Genomic DNA, 6,785 nt, shown 5'->3' on the forward strand with positions numbered 1-6,785 from the left:
CCGGCCGGGGCCGCCCCCGGTGAGGAGCCGGAGTCCGAGTTCCAGCTGGACGACCCGCGGATCGCCGACCTGGAGAAGCAGCTCGAGGAGCGCACGGCGGACCTGCAGCGGGTCACGGCCGAGTACGCCAACTACCGGCGCCGGGTGGACCGGGACCGGGAGGGCGTGGTCGTGGCCGCGCGCGTCTCGTTCGTGTCCGACCTGCTCACCGTGCTCGACGATCTCGACCGCGCCGAGGCGCACGGAGACCTGACCGGCGCGTTCAAGGCGGTGGCGGACAAGGTCGTCGGCGTGGCGACGCGCCTCGGGCTCGAGGCCTTCGGCGCGGAGGGCGAGCTGTTCGACCCGGCCCAGCACGAAGCCGTCCAGCACGAGCCGGCCGACGCCCCCGGGCCCACGGTCACCGTGCTGACCTCGGTGCTGCGGCGCGGTTACCGCATGGCGGACCGCGTGCTGCGGCCCGCGATGGTGACCGTCGCCGACCGGCCGGAGTCCGAGGTGCCGGCGGCCGGCGAGGTGCCGCAGGCGCCGGCCGGCGAGCCGGGCCCGGCGCCGTCGCCGGACGAGCCGACCAACCCGGCCTGAGCCGTGCCCTCGGCCACCAGTTGAGACAGACACACCGGAAGGAGGCGGGATGACCCAGCGCGACTGGATCGAGAAGGATTTCTACCGTGAGCTGGGCGTCTCGTCCTCGGCGTCGGACTCGGACATCAAGAAGGCGTACCGCAAGCTCGCCCGCGAGCTGCACCCCGACGCCAATCCGGGCGACGCCGCGGCCGAGGCGCGGTTCAAGGCCGTCTCCGAGGCCTACGGCGTGCTCTCCGACCCCGAGAAGCGCGCGGAGTACGACGAGACCCGCAAGCTCTTCGCCGGCGGCGGGTTCTCCGGCGGCTTCCCGGGCGGCCAGGGCTTCCCGGGCGGGTTCCCCGGCGCGGGCGGCGCCCAGGGTTTCGACCTGGGCGACCTGTTCGGCCAGGGGACCGGCTCGGGGGGCGCCGGTGGGCTCGGCGACCTGTTCGGCAACCTGTTCGGCACCCGCGGCGGGGGCGGTGCCGGGGGCTTCTCCGGCGGCCAGCGCCCGCAGAAGGGTGCGGACGTCGAGAGCAGGCTGACGATCCCGTTCGAGGACGCGGTGCGCGGCACCACGATGACGCTGAACATCTCCTCGCCCGGGACCTGCGACACCTGCCACGGCTCCGGGGCGAAGCCCGGCACCGGATCCCACACGTGCCCCATCTGCGGCGGCGCGGGCGTGGTCAGCCGGAGCCAGGGGGCGTTCGCCTTCTCCGAGCCCTGCCGCGACTGCCGCGGCACGGGTCGGGTCGTCGACGAGCCCTGCCCGGAGTGCGGCGGCGACGGCGTGAGCACCAAGGTGCGCACGCTGACCGTCCGCGTGCCGGCGGGGGTCGACGACGGGCAGCGCATCCGGTTGCCCGGCAAGGGCGAGCCGGGCCGCTTCGGCGGCCCGCCCGGGGACCTCTACGTGCGGATGAGCGTCACGCCGCACCGGCTCCTCGGACGCTCGGCGAAGAACCCGAACGATCTCACCCTGAAGGTGCCGGTGACCTTCCCGGAGCTCGTGCAGGGTGCGACGCTGACCGTGCCGACGCTCGACGGGACCGTGTCGCTCAAGATCCCCGCCGGGACCCAGAGCGGCCGGACCTTCCGGGTCCGCGGGCGCGGCGTGCAGGCGAAGAAGGGCGCCGGCGACCTCCTCGTCACCGTCGAGGTCGCGATCCCGCAGCGGCTCGACGAGGCCGCGGCGACGGCGCTGCAGGAGTACGCGGACGCGACGAAGGCGTTCGACCCGCGGGCCGAGCTGCTCGCGGGCGACCGGTGAGATGAGGTGGGGGGACATGCCGAACCGTGAGGACCGGGGCGGCGGCCCCGAGGGCGCCCTGCCGCCGGGCGCGGGTCAGGACACCCCCGTCTTCGTCATCTCCATCGCCGCCGAGCTCTCGGGGCTGCATGCGCAGACCCTGCGCAGCTACGACCGGCTGGGGCTCGTGAGCCCCGGCCGGTCCCCCGGCGGCGGCCGGCGCTACTCGGCCCGCGACATCGCACTGCTGCGGGAGGTGCAGCGGCTCTCCCAGGAGGAGGGCGTGAACCTCGCCGGGGTCAAGCGGATCATCGAGCTCGAGCAGCTGGTCGACCAGCTGCGCGCCCGGGTCGACGAGCTGACCGAGGAGCTGGCGGCCGCGCACGCGGCGGCCGAGCAGGCGGCCGCGATGGTGCACCAGAGCTACCGACGCGACCTCGTCCCGACCGAACGCGGCTCGCAGGTCGTGGTGTGGAAGCCACGGGCCCCGCGCCGCCGTTCCGACCCGCAGGACTGAGACCCGTGCGCCGGACCCCGTACCGCGTGGTGCGGGGTTCAGCCGTTCTCGGGGGCGCCCTCGCGGGAGGCCTCGATCTCCCGCTCGACCTCGGCGTACGGGCGCCGCGCCACGGTCGCACCCGGCAGCTCCGCGGCGAGCAGCCCGGGGTCCGGCTCGTCGACGTCGGCGATCACGGCGGTGCCGCCGGCCGGCACCGTCCGCGCGAGGTGCCCGATCGCGAGCTCCTCCGGGCTCTGCTCGACGGCGCCGAACAGGGACACCAGCTGGTTGCCGAACAGCAGCGTGTCGATCGGCCCGAGGAGCAGCGTGACCAGGGCGCCGAGGCGCGGGTGCCGGTCGGTGAAGGACACCGCGTCGCCCGCCTCGTGGTCCAGGGAGAGCCTCCCCTCGGCGTCGCGGTGCACGATCGCCGCGGCCCGCAGCTCGAGCGAGCCCGCGCCGTCGAGCGCGCCGAGCACGTCGAGCACCTCCCGGGGCTCGGCACCGGTCACCACCACGACGTTCTCTGCCATGCGCTGCACGCTAGCGCGCCGATCACGCTCCCTGCCCGATCGCGGCCCCGCCCCGTTCGCGACCACGACCCGGCCCACCTGCTCGACCGCGCACACCCGGTGGAGCCGCGGATCCACCCGTTCGACCGCGGCAGGCCCGACGGGAGCACGGGCACGCCTGCCCGGTCGCCGCACACCCGGCGGAAGCGCGGACACACCTGCCGGATCGCCGCACACCCGGTCGGGACGGCGGGTACACCGCGGAGGTCGTCGGCACACCCCGTCGACGGCGTGTGTCCGGACGGTTCGGGTGTGTCCGGGACGACCGCGGACGGTCACGTCGCCCGGGGCCGCCGGCCGGTCCGAGGACGGCACACCCCTTCGGTCCGTCCACACCTGAACCGTCCGGACACACGCCGTCGACCAGGTGTGCCGCCGACTCCGCCGTTGTGGGAGGGGCCCCGAGCGGATGCGCGGCGCCGCGCCCGGTGTGCGAGGGAGCCCGAGAGGAGGTGTGGCCGCGTCGACCATGGACCCGAAGCCGGAGTGGAGCGAGAGCGACCCCGCCGGCGCGCACCCCGGGGGGCGCGATGCGTAGAATTTTCCCGCGTTGAGTGGAACAGACTCAACTTTCCTGCCGTTGAGGAGTACGACAGGGCACACCACGTGCCCGGAGGCCGCACGATCCGAGGAGACACGGGGATGGATTCCTTCAACCCCACCACCAAGACCCAGCAGGCGATCTCGGCCGCCGCGCAGGCAGCCGCGCTGGCCGGCAACCCGGACGTCGGTCCCACCCACCTGCTCGGCGCCTTGCTGGCCCAGGGGGACGGGATCGCCGCTCCGCTGCTCGCTGCCGTCGGCGCCGATGCCGCGGCCGTGCGCACCGAGCTGACCCAGCTCGGCAACCGGCTCCCGTCGGCCTCCGGCTCGACGGTCGCCGCGCCCCAGCTCAACCGCGAGGCCCTGGCCGCGATCACCGCCGCCCAGCAGCTCGCCACCGAGATGGGCGACGAGTACGTCTCCACCGAGCACCTCCTCGTCGGCCTGGCCGACAAGGGCGGCCCGGTGGCCCAGCTGCTGCGCCGGCACGGCGCCACCCCCGACGCGCTGCGCGAGGCGTTCGGCAAGGTCCGCGGCTCGTCCCGGGTGACCAGCCCCGACCCCGAGGGCACCTACCAGGCGCTGGAGAAGTACGGCCAGGACCTGACCGCGCGCGCCCGCGAGGGCAAGCTCGACCCGGTCATCGGGCGGGACACCGAGATCCGCCGCGTGGTGCAGGTGCTGTCCCGGCGCACCAAGAACAACCCGGTGCTGATCGGCGAGCCCGGCGTCGGCAAGACCGCGATCGTCGAGGGCCTGGCCCAGCGGATCGTGGCCGGCGACGTCCCCGAGTCGCTGCGCGGCAAGCGCGTCGTCGCCCTGGACCTGGGCTCGATGGTCGCCGGCGCGAAGTACCGCGGCGAGTTCGAGGAGCGGCTCAAGGCCGTCCTGAAGGAGATCACCGACTCGGCCGGCGAGATCATCACCTTCATCGACGAGCTGCACACCATCGTCGGCGCCGGCGCGACCGGCGAGGGCGCGATGGACGCCGGCAACATGATCAAGCCGATGCTCGCCCGCGGCGAGCTGCGGATGGTCGGCGCCACCACGCTGGACGAGTACCGCCAGCACATCGAGAAGGACCCGGCGCTGGAGCGCCGCTTCCAGCAGGTGCTGGTGGGCGAGCCGAGCGTCGAGGACACCGTCGGCATCCTGCGCGGGCTCAAGGAGCGCTACGAGGTGCACCACGGCGTGCGGATCACCGACGCCGCCCTGGTCGCCGCGGCCACGCTCTCGGACCGCTACATCACCGCCCGGTTCCTCCCGGACAAGGCCATCGACCTGGTCGACGAGGCCGCGTCCCGGCTCCGGATGGAGATCGACTCCCGGCCCGTCGAGATCGACACCGTCGAGCGCTCGGTGCGCCGGCTGGAGATCGAGGAGATGGCGCTGGCCAAGGAGTCCGACGAGGCGTCCAAGGAGCGGCTCTCGGCCCTGCGCGCCGAGCTCGCCGAGAAGCGCGAGGAGCTTTCCGCGCTGACCGCGCGCTGGCAGAACGAGAAGAACGCCATCGAGGCCACCCGCGAGCTCAAGGAGCAGCTCGAGCAGCTGAAGGGCGAGTCGGAGCGCGCCGAGCGCGACGGCGACCTCGGCCGCGCCGCGGAGCTGCGCTACGGCCGCATCCCGCAGCTGGAGAAGGAGCTCGCCGAGAAGACCGCCGTCGTGGAGCGCCACGAGGAGGTCATGCTCAAGGAGGAGGTCGGGCCGGACGACGTCGCGGACGTCGTGAGCGCCTGGACCGGCATCCCGGCCGGCCGGATGCTCGAGGGCGAGACCGCGAAGCTCCTGCGCATGGAGGACGAGCTGGGCAGGCGGGTCGTCGGTCAGACCGAGGCCGTGCGCGCGGTGTCCGACGCGGTGCGCCGGGCCCGGGCGGGGATCGCGGACGAGAACCGGCCCACGGGCTCGTTCCTGTTCCTCGGCCCCACCGGCGTCGGCAAGACCGAGCTGGCCAAGGCGCTCGCCGAGTTCCTGTTCGACGACGAGCGGGCCATGGTCCGCATCGACATGAGCGAGTACTCGGAGAAGCACTCGGTGGCCCGGCTCGTCGGTGCCCCTCCGGGCTACGTCGGCTACGACCAGGGCGGGCAGCTCACCGAGGCCGTGCGGCGCCGCCCGTACACCGTGGTGCTGCTCGACGAGGTCGAGAAGGCCCACCCGGACGTCTTCGACACGCTGCTGCAGGTGCTCGACGACGGGCGGCTGACCGACGGCCAGGGCCGGACCGTCGACTTCCGGAACACGATCCTGGTGCTGACCTCCAACCTGGGCAGCCAGGCGATCGCGAACCCGGCCCTCGACGACCAGGGCCGCAAGGACGCCGTCATGGCGGTGGTGCGCGGGCACTTCAAGCCCGAGTTCCTCAACCGGCTCGACGACGTGGTGGTCTTCCACGCGCTGTCGACCGAGGAGCTCACGCACATCGTCGACATCCAGCTCGACGTGCTGCGGCAGCGGCTGGCGAAGCGGCGGCTCACCCTCGAGGTGTCCGAGGGCGCCCGCGAGTGGCTCGCGCTGAACGGGTTCGACCCGGTCTTCGGCGCCCGCCCGCTGCGCCGGCTGGTGCAGTCCGCGATCGGCGACCAGCTCGCGAAGGAGCTGCTCTCCGGCACCGTCCGCGAGGGCGACACCGTGCGCGTCGACCTCGACCCGACGGCCGAGGGCGGCACCGGCGGCCTGATCGTCGGGCGGGGCGTGCCGGCGGCTGTCTGACACGTCACCGACGAGCCCGTTGACGATCGTGAAGTGATCGTCCGAAGCGCCGTGGGCGCGGACCGTGGTCCCTACGGTCCGCGCCCATGAGTGTTCTCGGCAGCAGTGTTCTCGGCAGCGGTGTTCTCGGCAGCGGTGTGCCCGGTGACGGGCAGGCCTGGCTCGCCGACTACCGGCGCCGGATCGAGGAGCTGCGCGGGCGCGCCGAGCGCGCGCAGGCCGAGATCGCGGCGCTGACGGCCACCGCCGCGAGCCCCGACGGCGCGGTGCGGGCCACGGTGGACAGCACCGGAGCGCTGACCGCGCTGACGTTCGGGCCGGCGGCGGACGGGCTGGGCCGCGGCCCCCTGGCCGCGCTCGTGGTGGCGACGACGGCGAGCGCCGCCGCCGAGGTCTCCTGCAGGGCGACCGAGGCCCTCGGCCCGCTGCTGGAGCAGCGGTGAGCGGCGCGGGCGGTGCGGGCGGTGCCGGTGAGGCGGGCAGCGGGTTCGCGGTGGACCCGGCGGTGCTGGAGGCGCACGCCGCCGCGCTCGAGGCGGCGGAGCGGCGGCTCGCGGGCGGGGCACCGGGGCCGACGGCCCTGTCCGCGGACGCGTTCGGGCTGGTCGGGCGCCTGTTCGCCGGCGCGGCGAGCGAGGCC

At 74.4% G+C, this 6,785-nt stretch carries 7 protein-coding genes (1 of these 7 only partly in view); 6 read left to right on the top strand and 1 reads right to left on the bottom strand.

Annotated elements, in window-relative coordinates:
- The 3 genes in view from grpE to ACFQH9_RS16055 are tightly spaced (at most 49 nt apart) and all read left to right on the top strand, a layout consistent with a single transcriptional unit that may run on beyond the window.
- Positions 1–585, top strand: the 3' portion of a protein-coding gene (gene grpE, locus ACFQH9_RS16045) for a nucleotide exchange factor GrpE (RefSeq protein ID WP_465269527.1). Its footprint begins 78 nt before the window's first position; only the last 585 of its 663 coding nucleotides appear in the window; its start codon lies off the left edge, out of view; it ends in the stop codon at positions 583–585.
- A gap of 49 nt (positions 586–634) precedes the next feature.
- Positions 635–1,840: a molecular chaperone DnaJ gene (dnaJ, locus tag ACFQH9_RS16050; RefSeq protein WP_379566927.1), complete on the top strand. Its 1,206-nt coding sequence runs from the start codon at positions 635–637 to the stop codon at positions 1,838–1,840.
- Between the two features lie 16 nt (positions 1,841–1,856).
- Positions 1,857–2,336, top strand: a complete 480-nt coding sequence (locus ACFQH9_RS16055; protein ID WP_379566928.1) for a heat shock protein transcriptional repressor HspR — start codon at positions 1,857–1,859, stop codon at positions 2,334–2,336.
- A gap of 38 nt (positions 2,337–2,374) precedes the next feature.
- Here the strand turns inward: ACFQH9_RS16055 and ACFQH9_RS16060 are convergent, their stop codons facing one another.
- Positions 2,375–2,851, bottom strand: coding sequence for a hypothetical protein (locus ACFQH9_RS16060; protein WP_379566929.1), 477 nt, complete (start codon positions 2,849–2,851; stop codon positions 2,375–2,377).
- Positions 2,852–3,532: 681 nt separating this feature from the next.
- Between ACFQH9_RS16060 and clpB the strand changes: the two genes are divergently transcribed.
- The 3 genes from clpB to ACFQH9_RS16075 all read left to right on the top strand — a co-directional run.
- Entirely contained in the window at positions 3,533–6,145 is a 2,613-nt protein-coding gene (gene clpB, locus ACFQH9_RS16065) for an ATP-dependent chaperone ClpB (RefSeq protein WP_379566930.1), read from the top strand.
- 86 nt (positions 6,146–6,231) lie between these two features.
- On the top strand, positions 6,232–6,588 hold the full coding sequence (locus ACFQH9_RS16070; protein WP_379566931.1) for a YbaB/EbfC family nucleoid-associated protein: 357 nt from the start codon (positions 6,232–6,234) through the stop codon (positions 6,586–6,588).
- The coding region (locus ACFQH9_RS16075) for a hypothetical protein (RefSeq protein ID WP_379566932.1) at positions 6,585–6,785 on the top strand (201 nt) is incomplete at its 3' end. The genes ACFQH9_RS16070 and ACFQH9_RS16075, both read left to right, overlap by 4 nt.

Source organism: Pseudonocardia lutea, from assembly GCF_042658055.1.
Taxonomy (GTDB): Bacteria; Actinomycetota; Actinomycetes; order Mycobacteriales; family Pseudonocardiaceae; genus Pseudonocardia; species Pseudonocardia lutea.

What these genes read in the sequence shown, in the direction of transcription:
- ACFQH9_RS16055 (WP_379566928.1), top strand. Translation starts at nt 1,857, where the DNA reads ATGCCGAACCGTGAGGACCGGGGCGGCGGCCCCGAGGGCGCCCTGCCG.
- ACFQH9_RS16070 (WP_379566931.1), top strand. Translation starts at nt 6,232, where the DNA reads ATGAGTGTTCTCGGCAGCAGTGTTCTCGGCAGCGGTGTTCTCGGCAGC.
- clpB (WP_379566930.1), top strand. Translation starts at nt 3,533, where the DNA reads ATGGATTCCTTCAACCCCACCACCAAGACCCAGCAGGCGATCTCGGCC.
- ACFQH9_RS16060 (WP_379566929.1), bottom strand. Translation starts at nt 2,851, where the DNA reads ATGGCAGAGAACGTCGTGGTGGTGACCGGTGCCGAGCCCCGGGAGGTG.
- dnaJ (WP_379566927.1), top strand. Translation starts at nt 635, where the DNA reads ATGACCCAGCGCGACTGGATCGAGAAGGATTTCTACCGTGAGCTGGGC.